The organism is Leucobacter chromiisoli (assembly GCF_016522505.1).
Classification (GTDB): Bacteria; Actinomycetota; Actinomycetes; order Actinomycetales; family Microbacteriaceae; genus Leucobacter; species Leucobacter chromiisoli.
In genome coordinates this window covers 62,781-81,926 of sequence record NZ_JAEHOH010000001.1, presented here as the reverse complement: position 1 = coordinate 81,926, position 19,146 = coordinate 62,781, and the positions used below count along the sequence as shown (strand labels likewise).

At 72.5% G+C, this 19,146-nt stretch carries 14 protein-coding genes; 4 read left to right on the top strand and 10 right to left on the bottom strand.

Features of this window, described 5'->3' with window-relative positions:
* Positions 1-210 precede the first annotated feature (210 nt).
* On the top strand, positions 211-756 hold the full coding sequence (locus tag JD276_RS00370; protein WP_307866364.1) for a helix-turn-helix domain-containing protein: 546 nt from the start codon (positions 211-213) through the stop codon (positions 754-756).
* Here the strand turns inward: JD276_RS00370 and JD276_RS00365 are convergent.
* The 9 genes from JD276_RS00365 to JD276_RS00325 all read right to left on the bottom strand — a co-directional run bounded on the left by JD276_RS00365 (position 737) and on the right by JD276_RS00325 (position 12,402).
* Entirely contained in the window at positions 737-1,177 is a 441-nt protein-coding gene (locus JD276_RS00365; RefSeq protein WP_200112637.1) for a nuclear transport factor 2 family protein, read from the bottom strand. The two genes, JD276_RS00370 and JD276_RS00365, sit on opposite strands and share 20 nt — an antisense overlap.
* A complete protein-coding gene (locus JD276_RS00360) occupies positions 1,174-2,481 on the bottom strand; it encodes an amidohydrolase family protein (protein WP_200112635.1) in 1,308 nt (435 codons plus the stop codon). The genes JD276_RS00365 and JD276_RS00360 overlap by 4 nt, the downstream gene beginning before the upstream one ends.
* Entirely contained in the window at positions 2,478-4,196 is a 1,719-nt protein-coding gene (locus tag JD276_RS00355) for a hydantoinase B/oxoprolinase family protein (protein WP_200112633.1), read from the bottom strand. Before JD276_RS00355 ends, JD276_RS00360 begins: the two co-directional genes overlap by 4 nt.
* Positions 4,193-6,256: a hydantoinase/oxoprolinase family protein gene (locus JD276_RS00350; RefSeq protein ID WP_200112631.1), complete on the bottom strand. Its 2,064-nt coding sequence runs from the start codon at positions 6,254-6,256 to the stop codon at positions 4,193-4,195. Before JD276_RS00350 ends, JD276_RS00355 begins: the two co-directional genes overlap by 4 nt.
* Positions 6,257-6,268: 12 nt before the next feature.
* Positions 6,269-7,897, bottom strand: coding sequence for a dipeptide ABC transporter ATP-binding protein (locus tag JD276_RS00345; protein WP_200112629.1), 1,629 nt, complete (start codon positions 7,895-7,897; stop codon positions 6,269-6,271).
* On the bottom strand, positions 7,894-8,778 hold the full coding sequence (locus tag JD276_RS00340) for an ABC transporter permease (protein WP_200112627.1): 885 nt from the start codon (positions 8,776-8,778) through the stop codon (positions 7,894-7,896). The genes JD276_RS00345 and JD276_RS00340 overlap by 4 nt, the downstream gene beginning before the upstream one ends.
* Complete coding sequence (locus JD276_RS00335; RefSeq protein WP_200112625.1) at positions 8,778-9,788, bottom strand: ABC transporter permease; 1,011 nt, start codon at positions 9,786-9,788, stop codon at positions 8,778-8,780. Before JD276_RS00335 ends, JD276_RS00340 begins: the two co-directional genes overlap by 1 nt.
* 103 nt (positions 9,789-9,891) lie before the next feature.
* A complete protein-coding gene (locus JD276_RS00330; protein WP_200112623.1) occupies positions 9,892-11,505 on the bottom strand; it encodes an ABC transporter substrate-binding protein in 1,614 nt (537 codons plus the stop codon).
* Between the two features lie 282 nt (positions 11,506-11,787).
* The gene (locus JD276_RS00325; RefSeq protein ID WP_200112621.1) at positions 11,788-12,402 is read right to left on the bottom strand and encodes a cupin domain-containing protein; all 615 of its coding nucleotides are present in this window, start codon (positions 12,400-12,402) and stop codon (positions 11,788-11,790) included.
* A 130-nt stretch (positions 12,403-12,532) separates the two neighbouring features.
* On the opposite strand from JD276_RS00325, the gene JD276_RS00320 reads away from it, so the two are divergent.
* From JD276_RS00320 to JD276_RS00310, 3 genes are all read left to right on the top strand, one after another.
* On the top strand, positions 12,533-13,393 hold the full coding sequence (locus JD276_RS00320) for an alpha/beta fold hydrolase (RefSeq protein ID WP_200112619.1): 861 nt from the start codon (positions 12,533-12,535) through the stop codon (positions 13,391-13,393).
* A gap of 142 nt (positions 13,394-13,535) precedes the next feature.
* On the top strand, positions 13,536-14,585 hold the full coding sequence (gene lplAB, locus JD276_RS00315) for a lipoate-protein ligase LplAB (protein WP_200112617.1): 1,050 nt from the start codon (positions 13,536-13,538) through the stop codon (positions 14,583-14,585).
* 157 nt (positions 14,586-14,742) lie between these two features.
* Positions 14,743-17,670 carry an FAD-binding and (Fe-S)-binding domain-containing protein gene (locus JD276_RS00310; RefSeq protein WP_307866363.1) on the top strand — a complete coding sequence of 976 codons (2,928 nt, stop codon included), beginning with the start codon at positions 14,743-14,745 and terminating at the stop codon, positions 17,668-17,670.
* 179 nt (positions 17,671-17,849) lie between these two features.
* On the opposite strand, the gene JD276_RS00305 is transcribed toward JD276_RS00310, so the two are convergent.
* On the bottom strand, positions 17,850-18,818 hold the full coding sequence (locus JD276_RS00305) for a quinone oxidoreductase family protein (RefSeq protein WP_200112614.1): 969 nt from the start codon (positions 18,816-18,818) through the stop codon (positions 17,850-17,852).
* Positions 18,819-19,146 lie beyond the last annotated feature (328 nt).

The window sequence follows — 19,146 nt, the reverse complement described above, 5'->3', positions numbered from 1 at the left end:
TTGTCGGTGATGAAGTCTCGCACAGTTTGTACACTTTTACAAACAAAAGTGAACTCCGATCGGCGCAGCCGGCGCGCGCAGCCGAGAGAAGCGGCGCGCTCCTCCGCGAAGAACACGCGAGAAGCTCGGGATCCCGCGCCGCGCCACTCCTCACCGCGGCCTCACGAGCGTACACTTTCCTGCACGATCCGCCGCCGCTACAGTAGAACCGTGATCGGTGACGTCGGCGGGAACCTGCGGGAGCTCCGCGCGCAGAGCGGCATGAGCCTCAGGGAGCTGGCCGCCGCGACCGGTCTCTCGGCCACGCTGCTCAGCCAGGTGGAGCGCGGCATCTCCGAGCCGAGCCTCAAGACGCTCCGCGCGCTCTCGTCGGTCTTCGGCGACGCGGTCTCCTCGCTGTTCGCGAGCCCGGGGCCCGTGCCGATCCACGTCAGCCGCCCGGGCGAGCGCAGTCGCATCAGCTCTCCGGCGGGCCGCATCCAGTACGAGCGCCTCACGCCCAACAACGGGCAGATCGAGGTGCTCCGCGGCTCCCTGCAGCCGGGCGACTGGTCGAGCGACGAGGCCTGGGCCCACGAGGCGATCGAGTGCGTCTACGTCGACCGCGGCCGCCTCGAGGTGGAGGTCGAGGGGCAGCGCTTCGAGGTGCGCACCGGGGAGTCGATCACCTTCTCGTCGCGGCAGCCCCACCGCTACGGCAACACGAGCGAGGACGTCACGACCTTCCTGCTCTCGGTCAGCCCGCCGACCCCCTGACGGGCGTCGGCCCCTCGGGCCGGTCGCGGAGCTGCGCGTGGTGGTGCACGATCAGCCAGCGTCCCCCCTCGAGCCGCAGCACCTCCGTCACCCGTGTCGTCTCGGCCTCCTGCCCCGCCTCGGCGGTGATCAGCAGGTAGCGCACGAGCGCGGTATCGCCCCACACGTCGATCGCGAGGATCTCCGCCCGCATGGTCTCGAGCACGGGCCGCTCGCCGGCGTCCTCGCGACGGTCGCGGAACTCGTCGAGCTCGCGCATCGTGTAGAGGTGGTCGAAGTGGCTCTCCCACATCGTCGCGGAGCGCGAGAGATGACTGTCGAAGCGCTCCTGATCCCTCGCCAGGAACGCGTCGTACATGTCGTGCACGCCGGCGGCGATCCGGCGGGCTTCGGCGTCGACCCGGTCCACCGCAGTCGTCATGAGCGTTCTCCGTTCCTCGATCCGGCGGCGGGGCTCAGCGCACGCGCGTCGTCGCGCACCACGCGCCCCGCCTTCATGACCCAGTCGATGCCGCGAAGCGCCGAGACGTCGCCGAGCGGATCGCCGGGCAGGGCGATGAGGTCGGCCCGCTTGCCGGGCTCGACGGTGCCGACGCGGTCGTCGGTCCCGAGCCACCGGGCCGTCGTCAGCGTTCCCGCGCGGAGCGTCGCCGCGGGACCGAGCCCGAATCCGCTCATGTGCTCCATCTCGCGGATCACCGCCGGCGCCCCCTCGAACATCCAGAACGGGGGCATGTCGCTGCCGACCATCATCTCGACGCCCGCGTCGAGCGCCATGCGGAACGACTCGATGTGCCGCGGGCCGGCGGCGAGCGAGCGCTGCTGCATCCACTCGGGCACGCCCAGCTCGTCGAAGAAGGCCTTGCACCGGCTGACGACGAGGGTGGGCACGAGCGCGGTGCCCGCCTCCGCCATGGCCTCGGCGACCTCCGGGGTCAGCTCGTACCCGTGCTCGACGCAGTCGAGGCCGAGCTCGACGGCGCGGGCGATCACCTCGGCCGGCCCGGCGTGCGCGGTGACCTTCCGGCCCCACGCGTGGGCGACCCCGATCACCGAGCGCATCTCGTCGTCGGTGAGCTGCGGCGTCGCGATGCCCTCGTGCTCGCCCGCGATGCCGCCCGAGATCATCACCTTGATGAGGTCGGCGCCGGCCTTGATCTGCGTGCGCACGCCGCGCGCGAAGCCCGCCGGGCCGTCGCACTCGAGCGTGTCCGACCCCTCGTGGCCGTGGCCGCCCGTGCAGACGATGGCCTGACCCGCCGTGTAGATGTCGGGGCCGAGCGTCTCGCCGCGCTCGATGGCGCGCCGCAGGGCGAAGTCGGCGTGGTCGCGCTCGGCGACGCAGCGGACCGTCGTGACTCCGGCGTGCAGGGTGCGCCGGGCTCCGTCCGCCATGTAGAGCGCGAGGCCGGCCGGGTCGAGCGCCGAGATGCGCGCGCCGCGCTCGCCGGGGAGCGCCAGCGAGAAGTGGGTGTGCATGTTCATCAGACCGGGGAGCAGCGTCCTGCCGCCGAGATCCACCTCGACGGTCGGGGCGCCGGAGGCCGCCGTCGCGGCGCGCAGCTCGTCGCGGGATCCGACGGCCTCGATCCGGCCGTCGCGCACCCACACCGAGCCCGGCGCCGCGGCGCCCGCCTCGACGTCGACGATCCGCGCGTCGCGCAGCAGCAGGCTGTCGGGCTCCGGCGCGGTGGCGAGGAGGGAGAGCCGAGCCGGGTCGATCATGCCTCCTCCACCTCGACGCCGTAGACGGTGCGGGCCGCCTCCGGCGAGACGTACCCCTCGGCCACGTCCCGGCGCACGAGCTCGGGATCGCGATCCTCCGGGCGCCCGTGGCCCCCGCCGCCGGCCGTGAGCAAGCGCACGAGATCGCCGGGCTGCACGGCGATGCGCTTGGTGCTGATCCGCTCCTCGCGGTCGGAGTCGGCGAAGGCGATGACCTGGTTCGGCTCGGGCTCGAGCCCGCCCTCGAGCGCCCACGGCGCCGTCTTGGTCTTCTTGATGACCGAGAGGAACTCGCCCGGGGCCACGAAGCGGATGTCGCGCTGCAGGCCGGCGCCGCCGCGGAACCTGCCCGCGCCGCCCGAGTCGGTGCGGATCTCCAGCCGCTCGAAGAGCATGCCACTGCGGGCCTCGAGCACCTCGAGCGGGGTCGAGCGCATGATCGACTCCGAGATGTGGATCGTGGCGTTGAGCCCGTCATGGCTCGGGGTGCCGCCCCAGCCGACCGGGTCGTTGTTGCTGATCGCGTAGAACTCGCCCGTGTCGGGGTGGTCGCCGACCATCATGAAGCCGGGCACGTCCCCGCCCGAGGAGGCGGGGAGCAGGTGGGACATGCCCTGCGCCAGAGCCTTGTAGATCAGTTCCAGCGCCACGATCCCGGTCCACAGCGTGAAGGTCGGCGCCGGGTAGACGGCGTGGAACAGCGTTCCCGGCTCCGCCTTCACCGTGAGCGGCCGGGTGGCCCCCTCGTTGCCCGGGTCGGTGCTCTCGGTGAGGTTCTTCAGCACGACCTTGCCGAGGGCGAGGGTCGCCCCGAACGGCATGTTGACCGGGCCGGCGGCCGCCGGCGCCGAGCCGTCGAAGTCGACGGTGAGATGACCGTCCTCGTTGGTGACGGTGACCCTCATCAGCAGCGGCTCGTCGCCGATGCCGTCGTCGTCGATGTAGTCCTCGGCGCTCCAGGTGCCCTGCGGGAGCGCGCGCAGCGCCTCGCGGGTCTTCTGCTCGCTCTGCTCGCGCACGACCGCGACCGCGGCGTCCACGGCCTCGCGCCCGAACTTGCGCACGATCTCGACCAGGCGGCGCTCGCCCGTGCGGATCGCGGAGACCTGGGCGTGCAGGTCGCCGAGCACCAGGTCGGGCAGGCGCGAGTTGAAGCGCAGCAGCTCGTGGATGTCGTGCACGGGCTCGCCGCGGCTGAACACCTTCGTGCCGGGGAAGAGCAGTCCCTCCTGATGCACGTTCGTGGAGTCCAGCACGTAGCCGGCGTCCTTCGCGCCGAGATCCATCCAGTGCGCGCGCACGCAGACGTACCCGATGAGCTCCCCGTCGGCGTCGGAGCCGTCGGCGGGCGGCAGGAACACCGGCGCGAAGAGCGTGGCGTCCGAGGCGTGGGCCGCGTTCCAGTACGGGTAGTTGAGCATCAGCACGTCGCCGCGGTGCAGGTTCTCGGCGCCGACGTACTCGATGCCCTTGCGCAGCGAGAAGTCGTTGGCGCCGAGGAAGAAGGTGAGGCCCGGGGCCTCGGCGATCAGCTCCGCGTTCGCGTCGTACATCGAGATGCCGAAGTCGAACACCTCGTAGATCACGGGGTTGAACGCGGTGCGGATCAGGGTGGTGCGCATCTCGTCGGCCGCGGCGAGCAGGTACGAGTGCACCACCTCGATCGTCGCGCCGTCGAGGTTCGCCGCGGTGCCGGCGGGTGTTGCGTCAGTCATGCTGTTGCCTCCGTTGCGAGATCGGGCTCGATGAGCAGGTAGCCGTGCTCCTCGACGGTGACCTTCTGGCCGCTGTGCACGACCGTGGTCGACGTGCCCTCGTCGACGAGGGCGGGGCCGCGGAACACGTCGCCCGCCTGCAGCAGGCCGCGCTCGTAGACCGAGAAGGGCGCCACGGCGCGGGTGCCGAAGTCGTAGGCGTCGCGGTGCTTCACGAAGGCCTGCGCCGGGTCGCCGTCCCCGCGCTCGACCCGCTGCAGCTCGGGGCGGGCGGTGCGTCCGATGCCGCGCACGCGCACCGTGAGGATCTGGATCCGGTTGTCCATCGAGTGGCCGTAACGGCTCTCGTGCATCTCGTTGAACGAGTCGCGGAGGGCCTCGACGTCGAGCGTCTCGCCGACCGTGAGCGTGAGGGTGTGCTCCTGCCCGAGGTAGCGCAGCTCGAGCTGGCGTTCGATCGCGCTGTCGGCGGCGGCGACCCCCTGATCCTGCAGCGACTCGAGCGCCTCGGCGCCGAGCTCGTCGAGCGACGCCGCAACCCCGCCGAGGTCGGCCTCGTCGAGCACCTCCATCGAGGTGCGGGAGAGATCGGTGACGATATCGGCGCTGAGCATGCCCCACGCCGAGAAGCCCGAGGGGGCGAATGGCACGATCACCTCGCCGACGCCCATCTCCCGCGCGAGCAGCGGGGCGACCAGCGGCCCGGCCCCGCCGAAGGCGAGCAGCGAGAACACGCGCGGGTCGTGCCCGCGCTCGACCGTGATCTGGCGCACCGCGCCGACGGTCTTCGCGAGCATCACGTCGAAGACGCCCGCGGCGGCCTCCTCGACGCTGAGCCCCAGCGGCTCCGCGAGCTGCGAGCGGATCGCCTCGACCGCCTCGGCGTCGTGGAGCTTCATCGTGCCGGCGAGGAAGCTGTCGGGATCGACGTAGCCGAGGGCGACGGAGGCGTCCGTGACGGTCGGCTCCGTGCCGCCCCGGCCGTAGCTGACGGGGCCGGGCACGGCGCTGGCGCTGCGGGGGCCGACCTTCAGGATGCCCCGCTCGATGGCCGCGATCGAGCCGCCCCCGGCGCCGATGGTGCGGATGTCGTAGGTCGGGATGAGCAGCGGGAAGTGCTCGAGCTCGGCCTCGTGCGTCACGACGGCGGCCCCGTTCTCGATGACGCAGGCGTCGAGGGAGGTGCCCCCGATGTCGAAGGTCAGGACGTTCGGACGGCCGAGCTTCTCGGCGAGGTAGGCGCCCCCGACGATGCCGCCCGCGGGGCCCGAGAGCACGGTCGGCGTGGGCGAGAGCTTCGCGGTCGCCGAGGTCATCGAGCCGCCGCCCGACCGCATGATGAGGAAGCGGGAGTCGAAGCCGCGCTCGGTGAGCCCCCGCTCGAGCTCGTCGACGTACCGCTCGAAGATCGGGCGGATGTAGGCCTCGAGCACCGTGGTCGAGGTGCGCTCGTACTCCCGGTACTCGCGCACGATGTCGGTCGAGACCGAGACCTTGAGATCGGGGTACCACTCGTTCAGCAGCTCCGCGGCGCGGCGCTCGGAGGCCGGATCCAGATAGGAGTGCAGGAAGCAGACGGCGACCGAGATGACGCCCTCGTCCTCGACGAGGTGCCGGGCGATCTGGCGCAGCTCCTCCTCGTCGAGCGGGGCGACGGTCTCGCCGCGATGGTTCAGCCGGCCCGTCACGCCCGCGGTGTGGCGCCGCTGCACGAGGCTCTCGGGACGCTCGTACTGGAAGTCGTACATGCGGTCGTTCGGCACGTTCGCGCGGCCGATCAGGAAGATGTCGCGCAGACCGGCGTTGGTGATGATGCCGGTGCTGCCGCCCCGCCGCTCGAGCACCGCGTTGAGGCCGAGCGTCGTGCCGTGGATGAACAGCTCGGCCCGGGAGAGGTCGGTGCCGAGCGCCTCGACCGCGTCGAGCACGCCCTCCCACGGGCGCGCCGGGGTGGTCGAGGCCTTGCGGAAGCGGACGACGCCGGTGCGCTGGTCGAGCTCCATCGCATCGACGAAGGTGCCGCCGATGTCGACGGCGAGGCGGAAGGGGGTGTCGGTCACGACGGGGTCCTCTCAGACGGCGCTCGAACCGGCCACGCGTCCGCCGAGACGGGGCGCCGCTTCGAGCAGGGCACGGGTGTAGGGGTGGGTCGGGTTCTCGAAGACCTCGCGCACGGTGCCCTCCTCGACGATCTCGCCGAGGTAGACGACGATGACGCGGTCGCAGAAGGAGCGCACGGTCGCGAGGTCGTGCGAGACGAACAGCTGGGCCCGGCGGCCGTCGGCCGCGAGCTCGCGGACCAGATCCAGGATCTGGGCCTGCACGGTCACGTCGAGGGCCGAGGTGGGCTCGTCGAACACGATGAGCTCGGGGTCGGCGACGAGCGCGCGGGCGATGCCCACGCGCTGGGCCTGGCCACCGGAGAGCTGGTGGGGCATGCGCTGCAGGAAGCTCTCGTCGAGGCCGGTGCGGGCGAGCACCTCGGCGGCCCGCCGCTCCCGCTCGGCGCGCGGCAGCGGCTTCGCGAGCAGCGGCTCGGTGATCGCGTCGAGCACGCTGCGACGGGGGTCGAGGGCGCCGAGCGGATCCTGGAACACCATCTGCGCACGGCGGCTCAGGGCGCGGCTCCGGCCGCGCGACGGGCCGCGGTCGACCCCGCCCACGGAGGCGCGACCGCCCGTCGGGCCCACGAGCCCGACGAGCAGCCGGGAGAGCGTGGTCTTGCCCGAGCCGCTCTCGCCGACGACGCCGACGGTCTCGCCGGCGCGCACGTCGAGGCTGACGCCGCGCAGCGCGTGGTGCCCGCGCCTGCCGAGCCGGCCGCGGTAGTGCACGTGGACGTCGTCGAGCCGCACGACCGGGGTGCGCGCGGCCGCGTGCGGCTCGCTCGGGGGCAGCGGGCGGTCGATGTCGGGCACCGCCGCGAGCAGCGTGCGCGTGTACTCCTCCCTCGGCGCCTCGAGCACCTCGCTCGTCGTACCGTGCTCCACGACCTCGCCGGCCCGCAGCACCACGATCCGGTCGCAGACCTGCGCGGCCGCCGCGAGATCGTGGGTGATCAGCAGCACGCCGCGCCGCTGATCGTCCGCCAGCCCGCGCAGCAGGCCGAGCGCGTCGCGCGTGAGCGTGACGTCGAGACCGGTCGTGGGCTCGTCGGCGAGCAGCACGCCGGGGTCGCAGGCGAGGGCGAGGGCGATCATCACGCGCTGCGCCATGCCGCCCGAGAGCTCGTGCGGGAAGGCGGAGAGCACACGCTCGTGGTCGGTCAGCCCGACGGCGTCGAGCAGGGTCCGGCTCTCCGCGAGGGCCGCCTCACCCGTGAGCCCGCGATGCGGACCGAGCCGGTCGCCCAGCTGCTTCCGCACGGTGCGCAGCGGCTCGAGCGCGGCCCGGGGGTTCTGGAAGCACATGGCCACGCCGTGGCCGCGGTGCCGCAGCAGCTGGTCCTTCGACATGCCGAGCACGTCGCGGCCCCGGAAGCGCACCTCGCCCTCGGCCTCGGCGGCCTCCGGCAGCATGCCGATGGCGGCGCGGGCGAGCATGCTCTTGCCGCCGCCGCTCTCGCCGACGAGGCCTACCACCTCGCCCGCCGACACCCGCAGGTCGACCCCGCGCAGCGCGTGCACGACGCCGGTGCGCACGGGGATCGAGACCCGCAGGTCCCGCACCTCCAGCAGCGCGTCCTCGTGCACCTCGCTCATCGCGTCCTCCTCCGGTTCTCGCGTTCCTGCAGCCCCTCGCCCAGCAGGCTGAAGCCGAGCACGCAGATGACGAGGAAGAGGCCGGGCGGCACGGTGGTCCACAGCCGGCCCGACACGAGATCGGACGTGCCCTGGCTGATCATCGCACCCCACTCGGGCTCGGGGATCGGCACGCCGAGACCCAGGAAGGAGAGGCCCGCGAGCGCGAGCATCGCCCACCCGACGTTCAGCGGCGCGACGATCCGCACGGCGGTGAGGCTGTTCGGCAGCACATGGCGCACCAGCACCGCGAGCGTGGAGATGCCCGAGGTGCGGGCGGCGTCCACGTAGGCGAGCTCGCGCACGGTCCGCACCTCGGCCCGGATCAGGCGCGCGTAGGAGGGGACGGAGACGATGGCGACCACGATCGTGAGGTTCACGACGCCCGGGCCGAGCAGGGCCGCGACCGCGAGCGCGAGGATGAAGGTGGGGAACGACTGCACGATCTCGAGCAGCCGCATCACGACCGCGTCGAACCAGCCGCCGGCGTACCCGGTGGTGACGCCGAGGATCGCCCCGCCCGCGACCGCGAGGGCGACCGCGACGATGGCGACGAGCAGGTCGACCCGGGCCGCGTACGCGAGGCGGCTGAGCACGTCCATGCCGTTGACGTCGGTGCCGAGCGGGTGGTCGCCGCTCGGCGCTGAGCGGATGGCCTCGGCGTCGATCTCCACCGGCCCCCAGGGGCTGACCCACGGCGCGAGGACCGCGAAGAGCGCGACCAGTCCGACCAGCGCCGCGCCGGTCCAGATCATGATCTGCGCGCCGGCCTCGCCGCGCATGCGGACCGCGGTCGCCTTGCCGTCTCGGCGGGCGAAGCCCACGACTCCTGCACTCACCATCAGAGCCTCACTCTCGGGTCGAGCGCCGCGTGGATGAGATCCGCGATCAGATAGGCGAAGGCGTAGACGAGCGCGATGATCACGACGCCCGCCTGCACCACGGGGTAGTCCCGCACGAGGAGGCCGCGCAGCAGCCACTGCCCCATCCCCTCCCAGGCGAAGACGTACTCGACGAGGACGACGCCGCCGAGCACGTTGCCGAGCACAATCGCGACGAGCGTGGGGATGCGCGAGAGGGTGCCGCGCATGAGATAGCCGGCGAAGAGGGCGTTGCCGCGGACGCCGTGGGCGGTCGCCGTCTGCCACGGCGCGGAGGCGCGGATCTGCAGCGCCGCGGCGCGCACGCTGCGCATGAGGGAGGCGGAGACGCCGATGACGATCGTGAGCATCGGCAGCGCGAGATGCTGCAGCGCCGAGACGAAGGCGGGTCCGTTGAGGGTGAGCGTCGCGTCGAGGAGTTCGGCGCCCGTGAGGGGCGCCAGCTCGACGGAGCGGTCGAGGCGGCCGGAGGGTGCGGGGAACCAGTGCAGCGTCTGGTAGCCGACGACGATCAGCACGAGGCCGAGCCAGAACTCGGGCAGCGCCGTTCCCACCAGCGAGGTGACGCGCGACATGTGGTCGAAGGGGCGGTTCACCCGCATGGCGGACCAGACGCCCACGATGATCGAGAGGACGAGGGCGACCCCGACCGAGAGGAAGACGAGCTCGAGCGTCGGCGCGAGCCGCGTCGCGAGCTCGGTCGCGACCGGCGTGCCCGACTGGATCGAGGTGCCCAGATCCCCGACGAACAGTCCGCGCAGGTAGACGAGGAACTGCTGCCAGAGCGGGATGTCGAGGCCGAGCCGCGCGCGGATCGCCTCGATGTCCTCCTGGGTGCTGCTCGGCGTGACGAAGGCCTGGACGGGATCGCCCGGCAGCACGCGCACGAGCAGGAAGACCAGCACGATCACGCCGAACAGCACCGGCACGATGAGTGCGAGGCGCAGGCCGAGGTATCTCAGGAGTCTCATGCATCTGGCTTTCGAGATCGGATGGGGCGGACCGTGCGGGCGCTGGAGCGGGTGGCCGAGAGGCGGTCTCGAGAACGAGCGCCCCTCGGCGGCCCCGCACCGGTCAGTCGGCCGTGAAGAAGTTGAAGCGCAGCAGGCCGTCCACCGGCTGCACGAATCCGCCGACGTGATCGGCCACCGGCAGGCGGAAGTCGGGCTGCACCAGCGGGATCGCGGGCACGTCGTTCGCGAACTGCTCCTGGATCTCCGACCACAGCTCGTTGCGCTCCGTCGGATCGGTCACCGTGCGTGCGGCCTCGACGTTGGCGTCGACGACGGGGTTGGAGTAGCGCGAGTAGTTGAGGAAGGCGCCGGTCTTGTACTGGTTGTTCACCAGGTACTCGACGTCGTTCACCCAGTTCTGCCCCGAGGTGATCTGGATCGGGATGTCGCCGGCGGCGCGGCGCTCGCCGAGCGTGGCGGGGTCGAGCGGCGTGGGGTCGGCCGTCACGCCGATCTCGGACAGGGCGTCCTGGACGAGGATCGCGATGCGCTCCTGCTCGGCGCTCTCGGCCTGGTAGACGAAGTCCAGCTGGAGATCCTCGACGCCGGCGCTCTCGAGCAGATCCGCCGCCCGGTCCAGATCCTGATCGTACTCGTAGCGGGAGTCGTCGTAGCCGGGCATGTCGATGGGCACGAGGCTCTCGGGGCGACGCGCCTCGCCCCCGTAGACGCTCTCGATGATCTGGTCGTAGGGCATCGCGTAGGCCAGGGCCTGGCGCACCTGCGGATCGTCGAACGGGGCGCTCTCGGTGTTGATCGTCACCTGGAGGAGGTCGTTGTTCGGGGCCGACAGGATCTGGACGCCCTCGACGTCGGCGAGGTCGTCGATCTCGGGCGAGCTCAGGCCCATGGCCACGTCGACGTCCCCCTCGCGCAGCTGCACGGCCGCGGACGCCGTGTCGGATACGACCTTGAAGCGGATCGTGTCGATCTGCGCTCCGTTGTCGGCGGGGTAGTCGGGGTTCGCCTCGAGCACGATCTCCTGGCCGGGGGTGAAGTCGTTGACCACGAAGTAGCCGCCGTCGGCGGGATTCTGCGCGACCCAGTCCTGCGCCCAGGGATCGTCCTCGGTCGCGTGCTCCTGCAGCATCTTCGAGTCGTAGACGAAGAGGGCGAGCGCCTGGATCTGCGGCGAGAGGGCGCTGGGCCACTCCTGCGCGAAGCGCACGGTGCGCTCGTCGACGACCGTGATCTGGTCGGGCGAGGTGAGGCCGATCATCGAATAGACGCCCGCGACGTTGGCCTGCGCGGCGAACGCGCGATCCTTCGACCACTTGACGTCCTCGGCGGTGATCGGATTGCCGCTCGGGAACACGGCGTCCTCGCGGATCTTCAGCTCCCAGTTCTGACCGTCCTCCGATTCGAAGGACTCGGCCCACGTCGGGATGATGTTCTCGGTGTCGAGGATGCGGCCCCCCTCCACCTCGGCGACGTCGTAGTCGACCATGAAGGGGTAGACGTTCTTGTGGAGCATCAGCGCGATGAGGTCGAACGCGACGAAGTCCTGGTCCCAGCTGCTCGGGTAGGCGGTGATCGCGACCGTGAGCTCGTCGGCGCCGCCCGAGGACTCGCTCTGGGCGCTCGCGGCGCAGCCGGTGAACATGAGCGCTGCCGCCGTGGTGGCCGCCGCGGCGGAGGCCAGGCGGCTCCGCATGCGAGAGGGGTGTGTCTTCACGTTGTTCTCCTATGAACCGGGCTCTCCGCCGTCGACCGAGAGTTCGTCAAAGCCTGCTCTACTGTTCTATACCATCAAACACTTTATGAACACCTTTTGCCGGAGATTTCTCCGATCCGTTACATTCCGGAGGGCGGACCGGGGCTCGGCCCGGGCGGACGGCGCCGGAGGGCGGGCGGCGCAGGCGCGCGGAGCGGGGCAGGCGCCACACGACGCGCGGCGGGCGGCGCGGCCGGGAACATGCGGTCCGCCGGCCACCCGACCCTCGGCCCCGCTCCCGCCTCAGTAGTGGCGGGGGGTGACGACGGAGACGACGACGCACGTCTCGGTGCCGTCGTTGCGCATGGCGTGCGGGGTGTTCGAGCGCAGGTAGAGGCTGTCGCCGGGTTCGAGCAGGTGCTCCTCGCCGGCGACCTCGTAGACGAGGCGGCCGCTCAGCACGTAGGCGAACTCCTCGCCTGCGTGGCTCACGGGGGGCTCCTCGACCCCGCCCGGCTCGATGTAGACGAGCATCGGCTCGAGGATCAGCCCTGGAGCTCGGGCCGAGAGCATCTCGTAGTGCCGGCCGCCGGAGACCACGCTGCGCTTGCGCTCGGAGCCCCGCATCAGCGTGAAGATGATCGAGTCGTCGTCGGGCGAGGGCGGCCCCTCCGTCTCGAAGAGCTCGGACATGGGGTGTCCCAGCGCGTCGGCGACCGCGCGCAGGCTCGACAGGGCGATCGAGCTGATGCCGCGCTCCACCTGGGAGAGGAAGCCGACGGAGAGCCCGCTGGCCCTGGCGAGCCCGCGCAGCGACATCCCGGAGGCCTCCCGGAGCTCCCGGATCCGGGGTCCGATCTCGACCTCGCCCGACTGCGGGCTGTGCCGGGGGTCGGGGTCGGGGGCCTGCAGCGACACGATGTCCCCCTACGCCATATCCGTGTATTCGTCTCCAGTCGGGATCGTCCCGATGCGCGACTCATTCTAGTATCGCGGCCCGCTCGCGGCGGCCTGGCGCCGCCCAGCCGCGCCTGCCAGAATCGACGGCATGAGCGACACCGCCCCCGTCGGGTTCACCTACGTCGACGCTCAGGGCGTCGAGATCTCGGTGTACGAGTGGGCCGCCGAGGAGCCGGTGGGGATCGTGCAGATCGCCCACGGGATCGGCGAGCACGCGGGGCGCTACGCGGCCTTCGCGCAGGATCTGGTGCGGGCGGGCTTCGCCGTCTACGCCGACGACCACCGCGGGCACGGCGAGACGGGACGGCGGCAGTGGGGCGGCGATCTCGCGCGGCTCGGCCGGCTCGGCCCGGGAGGCCTGCGGGCGACCGAGGCCGCGATCCTGCAGCTCACCGGACTGATCCGGGATCGCCACCCCGGGGTTCCCGTGATCATGTTCGGCCACTCCTGGGGATCCCTCATGGCCCAGCGGCTCCTCAATCGCCACCCGCGCGCCTGGGACGCCGTGGTGCTCTCGGGCAGCGCCCACCGGTCGCCCGCCGGCATGGAGAGCGGCAAGCTCAACGCCGGGTGGGCCGGGCCGGAGGCGAACGGGTTCGAGTGGCTGAGCCGCGACCCCTCCGTCGCCGAGCGCTTCATCGCCGACCCGCTCTGCTTCGAGGCCGACATCCTGAAGCTCCTCGGGCCCGCCGACGCGCTCCGCCTCTTCGGCACCCCGGCCGCCGGGCTGGCCCCCGACATCCCGATCCACATCGTCGCGGGCAGCGCCGACCCGCTGTCGAAGCGCGACTCCCTGCGACGGCTCGCCGACGCCTACCGCCGCAGGGGCGTGCGGGACGTCACGCTGAAGGTCTACCCCGAGGCGCGGCATGAGCTGCTGAACGAGCTGGGGCGCGACGAGGTGGTCGCCGACCTCGTGACCTGGATGCTCGACCGGGTCGGCGCCTAGCCTCCCTCCCGCCCTGCCGCCCTGCTGCGCTCCCGTCCTGCCGCACTCCCCCGAAGCCCCGCCGAGCACAGGGGGCTCGATCTTCGCGAGCGCGGAGGAGTAGCCTGGAGCCCTACCCGCAGCTGGCGATGTGGAGGCCCCCATGCACGGTGAGTACAAGGTTCCCGGCGGCAAACTCGTCGTCGTCGACTTCGAGGTCGAGGGCGGGCGGATCTCGGACTTCCGACTCTCCGGCGACTTCTTCCTCGAGCCCGACGAGGCGCTGCTCGACATCGACGCGGCGGTGAACGGGCTCTCCCCGAACAGCACCATCGAGGAGATCGCGACCGCGATCCGGCAGGGCCTGCCGAAGGAGGTGCATCTGCTGGGCTTCACCCCCGAGTCCGTCGGCGTCGCGATCCGGAGGGCGGTGACGGGGGCCGCGCACTGGCGCGACTACGACTGGCAGATCCTGCACGAGCCGCCCGTCGCCCCCGTGCTCAACGCGGCGCTCGACGAGGTGCTCACCACCGCCGTGGGCGAGGGTCTGCGCGGCCCGACGCTGCGCATCTGGGAGTGGAACGCCCCCGCGGTCTTCATCGGCAGCTTCCAGTCGGTGAGGAACGAGGTCGACGAGGAGCAGGCGGCGGCCCGGGGCGCCCAGATCGTGCGCCGCATCTCGGGCGGGGGCTCCATGTACATGGAGCCCCAGGCCTGCATCACCTACGCGCTCTACGTGCCGGGCGAGCTCGTGCGCGGCATGAGCTTCGCCGACTCCTACGCCTTCCTCGACGAGTGGGTGCTCGAGGCGCTGAAGACCCTCGGCATCGACGCCGTCTACAAACCGCTCAACGACATCACGAGCCCGCACGGCAAGATCGGCGGCGCCGCGCAGAAGCGGCTCGGCTCGGGCGCGGTGCTGCACCACGTGACCATGGCGTACGACATGGACCCCGAGGCGATGACCGAGGTCCTCCGGATCGGGCGCGAGAAGCTCTCGGACAAGGGCACGCAGAGCGCGCAGAAGCGGGTCGATCCGCTGCGCAGCCAGACGGGCCTCGCGCGCGAGGAGATCATCGAGCGCATGGTCGAGGTGTTCAAGCGGCGCCACGGCGGCACCGACGGCGAGGTCACCGAGGGCGAGTGGGACGCCGCCGAGCGCCTGGTCGAGAAGAAATTCCTCACGGAGGCCTGGATCCGCCGCGTGCCCTGAGCACCGAGGCCCGGCCCCCGAGACCCTGAGGTCCCGGATCCGCGGGGGCCGCGTGCCGGGGCTCGCCCTCGGCCGGAACCCCGACGCACGCCCCCTTGCGGCTGACCCCGCTCCGGATCACCCCGCCCAGAGACCGGCCCGACGAAGAGAGGTTTCCGTGCCCCGCCCCGCTGCACCCCGCTCCACTGCACCCCGCTCCGCCGCATCCCGCCCCGCCGCATCCCGCCCCGCTGCGACGCTCCCCCTCGACTCCGAGACCCTCGGCGACGGGGTGGAGCAGACCGTCCGCTCGCTGGACCGGCTGGCCTACGCGCACGACGCCTCCCACTACCTGCTCGTGCCGGAGGCCGTCGTGACTCCGCAGGACGCTGCCGGCGTGGCCCGCGCCTTCGCCTCGGCGCGCGCCGCCGGGCGCTGCGTGAGCTTCCGCTCGGGCGGCACGAGCCTCTCGGGGCAGGGCGTGACCTCGGGGGTCATGCTCGACACGCGCAAGCACTTCCGCCGGATCGAGATCCTGCAGGGCGGCGAGGAGGTGCGGGTCGGCCCCGGGGCGACGGTGCGCCACGTGAACACCCGGCTCGCGCGCCACGGTCGCAAGCTCGGCCCGGATCCCGCGAGCGAGATCGCCTGCACGATCGGCGGCGTCATCGCGAACAACTCGAGCGGCATGGCCTGCGGCACGGTGGAGAACTCCTACCGCACCGTCACCGGCCTGGTGCTCGTGCTGCCGAGCGGCACCGTGATCGACACGGGCGCTCCCGGCGCGGACGCGGAGCTCGCGAGGCTCGAGCCGGGCATCCACCGCGGCCTCGCCGAGCTGCGGGATGAGCTGCGCGCCGACCCCGCGCTCGTCGCCGAGGTGCGGCGGCAGTACGCCATCAAGAACACGATGGGGTACGGTCTGAACTCGCTGCTCGACCACGACGAGCCGGTGCGGATCCTGGAGCACCTCGTGATCGGCAGCGAGGGCACGCTGGCGTTCACGGCCGAGGCCCGCTTCCGCACGATCGAGGTGCGGCCCCGCATCGCCACCGCGCTGCTCGTGTTCGCGTCGCTCGCCGAGGCGATGGCGGCGCTCCCCGGCCTCGTCGACCTCGGGCTCGCCACGGTCGAGCTCATGGACGCCCGCTCCCTGAGGGTCGCGCAGGGCCTCGCCGACGTGCCGGGCGACATCGCGCGCATCGACGTCGACTGCCACGCCGCACTGCTCGTCGAGGTGCACGCGGCCGACGAGGAGGGGCTGCTCGAGGGCGAGCGCGCCGTGGCGGATCACCTCGCCGGCCTGCCGCTCGCGCTGCCCGCGCGCCTCACCCGGGACGACGCCGAGCGCGCGGCGCTGTGGTCGGTCAGGAAGGGCCTCTACACGGCGGTGGCGGAGGCCCGGCCCTCGGGCACGACCGCGCTGCTCGAGGACATCGCGGTGCCCGTCGACCGCCTGCTCGCCGCCTGCGAGGGGCTCGAGCGGCTCTTCGACGCCCACCGCTACGAGGGCACCGTGATCTTCGGCCACGCCAAGGACGGCAACGTGCACTTCATGGTGAACGAGGACTTCCGCGCCGCGGGCGCCCGCGAGCGCTATCGGGTCTTCACGGACGAGCTCGTCGACCTGGTGCTCGGACTCGGCGGCACGCTCAAGGCCGAGCACGGCACCGGCCGGGTGATGGCCCCCTTCGTGCGGCGGCAGTTCGGCGACCGGCTCTACGGGTTCATGCAGCGCATCAAGGCGCTCATCGACCCGGACGGCCTGCTCGCCCCCGGCGTGCTGCTCTCCGACGATCCCGAGTCATACCTCGACCACCTCAAACTGCCGACCACCGTCGAGGAGGAGGTCGACCGCTGCGTCGAGTGCGGCTACTGCGAGCCCGTGTGCCCGAGCCGCAACCTGACGCTCACGCCCCGCCAGCGGATCGTGCTGCGGCGCGAACTGGTGCGCGCGGAGGCGAACGGCGCGAACGCCCTCGCCGACGAGCTCCGCGAGATGTACCGCTACGACGGCGTCGAGACCTGCGCGGCCGACGGCATGTGCGCCGTCGCGTGCCCCGTGAACATCAACACCGGCGACCTGGTGCGGCGACTGCGCGCCGAGGACGGCGCCCGCGTCGCCGATGCCGCCTGGGCGGGGGCGGCCGAGCACTGGGGAGCCGTGACCCGGGCCGGCAGCGCCGCGCTCACCCTGGCCGACCGCCTCCCCGCGCCGCTCGTGACCGGGGCCACGGCGGTGGGGCGCGCGATCCTCGGCGCCGAGACGGTGCCGCGCTACGACGCCGATCTCCCGGCCGGCGGGCGGGGCGCCGGACGCGAACCGGGCGGGGACGCCTCCGACGGCGTCCGGCACCCCGAGCTGGTGTTCTTCGCGGCCTGCATCGGCACGATGTTCGGGGCGGCGAGCGGGGACCCGCGCGACGGCGGATCGGCCGGGGCGCTGCTCGCGCTGCTGCGCCGCGCCGGGATCCCCGCCGCGGTGCCCGACGCCGTCGACGGCCTCTGCTGCGGCACCCCGTGGAAGTCGAAGGGGCACCTCAGCGGGTACGGGCTCATGTCCGAGCGCGTGCTCCCGGCCCTGTGGGCGGCGAGCAGGCAGGGCGAGCTGCCCATCGTGTGCGACGCCGCGAGCTGCAGCGAGGGCCTCGACGTGATGATCGCGCAGGCGGCATCCGAAGATCCCCGCTATCGCGGGCTTCGCGTGATCGACGCGACGCAGTTCGTCGCGGATCGGGTGCTCCCGCGCCTCGCCGTGCCGCGGAGGCTCGGCCGCGTCGCGGTGCACACGACCTGTTCGACGACGCAGCTGGGCGCGAACGACGCCGTGCTCGCCCTCGCCGCCGCCGTCGCCGAGGAGGTCGTCGTGCCCGACGGCTGGGGCTGCTGCGCCTTCGCCGGGGACCGCGGCATGCTGCATCCCGAGCTGACGGCGAGCGCCACGGAGGACGAGGTCGCGGGCCTCGCGAGGGCCGAGCGGGAGGACGGCGCCTTCGACGCCTACGTGTCGGCGAACCGCACCTGCGAGATCGGCATGACCCGCGCGACGGGCCGCGAGTACCGGCACGTGCTCGAGCTGCTGGCCGAGCACGCGGTGGCGCGGTAGGCCGCCCATCGGAGCTTCGACCGCGAGTTGCTCGACACCTCGCTGAGACTCGTCGAGCAACTCCCAGGGGTGCGTGGCCGCGACGCGGTGCACGCGGCGACGGCGGGGGGCGACCCGACATCGAGCAACGTCACCGCTCCGCCGCAGCTCAGCGGCGGCGCAGCACGGCGAGCCGCGCCCTACGCCTCCAGGATCACCTTGCCGGTCGTGGCGCGGCCCTCCAGCGCCTCGTGGGCGCGGCCGGCCTCCGCGAGGGGGAAGCGCTCGCCGACGCGGACGTCGAGCCCGCCCCCGGTGACCGCGTCGAAGAGCTCGCCGTAGCGCCACGCGCGCTCCTCCGGCGTCAGCAGGAAGTGGCCGATCGACGGGCGCGTGATCGAGAGGGACCCGCCCGAGTTCAGACGCTGCAGGTCGAACGGGGGCACCTGCCCGCTCGCCCCGCCGAAGAGCACCATCTCGCCGCGCACGCGCAGGGCGCGCAGGGAGTCGTCGAAGGTGCGCTTGCCGACCCCGTCGTAGACGACGGCGACCCCCGCCCCGTCGGTGAGCTCGCGCGCCTTGTCGGCGAAGCTCTCGTACCGGAGCACCTGCTCGGCGCCGGCGCCGAGGCTCAGCTCCCGCTTCTCGGGGGTCGAGACGGTGGTGAAGACCCGGATCCCCCGCGCCGCGAGCAGCTGGGTGAGCAGCAGGCCAACACCGCCGGCGCCGGCGTGGACGATCACGGTGTCGCCCGGCTGCGGGTGCGAGGCCGAGGTCGAGAGGTAGTGGGCGGTGATCCCCTGCAGCGGCAGGGCCGCGGCGACGTCGAGGCCCAGGCCGTCGGGGACGCGGGCCGCGGCGACGGCGGGCACGACGAAGCGCTCGGCGTAGGCGGCCTTCCCCTCGCAGGTGGTGACGCGATCGCCCGGCTCGAAGCCCGACACCCCCTCGCCCACCGCGACGACGGTGCCGGAGGCCTCGCTACCGGGGATGAAGGGGTAGTCGACCGGGTAGACGCCCGAGCGCTGGTAGGTCTCGATGAAGTTCACGCCCACGAAGGCGGTCTCGACGAGCAGCTCCCCGGGGCCCGGCACCGGATCCGGGATCTCCGTCTCCTGCAGCAGCTCCGGCCCGCCGGCCCGTTCCACGGTGATCGCACGCACAGTCATGCTTCGACCCTACGCGTCTTCGGCGGACGCGTCATCCTCGGACGAGGCGGAGAGCCTGCTCCGGGATGGAGCGCGGGCGGGAGCATCTGGCCGCGCGCACAACACCTCCCCGCCTCGCTTGGCGACCGGCACGGTGCCCCGGCGCCCTCCCCCTTGCGAGGATGAGCGGAACCGCTCGACGCCGCCGGGGCCGGACGACCCGCGGGTCGCACCCGGGCGGCACGACTCGACCCGGCCTGACCCGACCCCGATCCCACTCGACCCGGCCCCGACCAGATCTCGAACGGCCCGATGCCGGGCCCCGACCCGATCCCGAACCTCAGGAGCG